Origin of the sequence: Herbidospora sp. NBRC 101105 (genome assembly GCF_030269205.1) — a bacterium.
Taxonomy (GTDB): Bacteria; Actinomycetota; Actinomycetes; order Streptosporangiales; family Streptosporangiaceae; genus Herbidospora; species Herbidospora solisilvae.
Window position 1 is genome coordinate 2,924 of the sequence record NZ_BSSX01000015.1, and the last position, 1,569, is coordinate 4,492.

Sequence of the window (1,569 nt, forward strand, 5' to 3'; positions counted from 1 at the left end):
TAAGTCTGAGGTGTGATGCCGAGCCGATTGTGGCGAAGTGGGTGATCCTATGCTGCCGAGAAAAGCCTCTAGTGAGTGTCATGGCGGCCCGTACCCTAAACCGACTCAGGTGGTCAGGTAGAGAATACTAAGGCGTTCGGGTGAACTGTGGTTAAGGAACTCGGCAAATTGCCCCCGTAACTTCGGGAGAAGGGGGGCCTCTGCTGGTGATCGGACTTGCTCCGTGAGCTGGTGGGGGTCGCAGTGGCCAGGGGGAAGCGACTGTTTACTAAAAACACAGGTCCGTGCTAAGTCGTAAGACGATGTATACGGACTGACGCCTGCCCGGTGCCGGAACGTTAAGGGGACCGCTTAGCCCAGTAATGGGCGAAGGTGAGAACTTAAGCGCCGGTAAACGGCGGTGGTAACTATAACCATCCTAAGGTAGCGAAATTCCTTGTCGGGTAAGTTCCGACCTGCACGAATGGCGTAACGACTTCCCCGCTGTCTCAACCACAGACCCGGTGAAATTGCACTACGAGTAAAGATGCTCGTTTCGCGCAGCAGGACGGAAAGACCCCGGGACCTTCACTACAGCTTGACATTGGTGTTTGGAACGGTTTGTGTAGGATAGGTGGGAGACTGGGAAGCTTGGACGCTAGTTCAGGTGGAGTCATTGGTGAAATACCACTCTGATCGTTTTGGATGTCTAACCCGCGCCCGTGGATCCGGGTGGGGGACAGTGTCTGGTGGGTAGTTTAACTGGGGCGGTTGCCTCCTAAAGAGTAACGGAGGCGCCCAAAGGTTCCCTCAGCCTGGTTGGCAATCAGGTGTCGAGTGTAAGTGCACAAGGGAGCTTGACTGTGAGACCGACGGGTCGAGCAGGAGCGAAAGCTGGGACTAGTGATCCGGCACCGACGTGTGGAAGTGGTGTCGCTCAACGGCTAAAAGGTACCCCGGGGATAACAGGCTGATCTTCCCCAAGAGTCCATATCGACGGGATGGTTTGGCACCTCGATGTCGGCTCGTCGCATCCTGGGGCTGGAGTAGGTCCCAAGGGTTGGGCTGTTCGCCCATTAAAGCGGTACGCGAGCTGGGTTTAGAACGTCGCGAGACAGTTCGGTCCCTATCCGCTGCGCGCGCAGGAGACTTGAGAGAGGCTGTCCCTAGTACGAGAGGACCGGGACGGACGAACCTCTGGTGTGCCAGTTGTTCTGCCAAGGGCACGGCTGGTTGGCTACGTTCGGAAGGGATAACCGCTGAAAGCATCTAAGCGGGAAGCTCGTCTTGAGATGAGGTCTCCCACCCAGTGATGGGGTAAGGCCCCCGGTAGACGACCGGGTTGATAGGCCGGGAGTGGAAGCACAGTAATGTGTGGAGCTGACCGGTACTAATAGGCCGAGGACTTGACCATAAATGTTCGCGTCGACTATGCAACTCTCGAACCACAAGCAGGTTCGCTAGAGTTACGGCGGTTATGGCGGAGGGGAAACACCCGGTTACATTCCGAACCCGGAAGTTAAGCCCTCCAGCGCCGATGGTACTGCACCGGGGACGGTGTGGGAGAGTAGGACACCGCCGGACAATCTT

At 56.9% G+C, this 1,569-nt stretch carries 1 rRNA gene and 1 other annotated feature (1 of these 2 running past the window's edge); the gene reads left to right on the forward strand.

From position 1 onward, the window contains the following. Nucleotides 1–1,393, forward strand: a sequence feature (mutual gap in cmsearch alignment for this rRNA model is longer than 100); it begins 1,740 nt to the left of the window's first position. Between the two features lie 53 nt (nucleotides 1,394–1,446). Continuing rightward, nucleotides 1,447–1,563, forward strand: a 5S ribosomal RNA gene (rrf, locus tag QSK34_RS37585). Nucleotides 1,564–1,569: the final 6 nt, after the last annotated feature.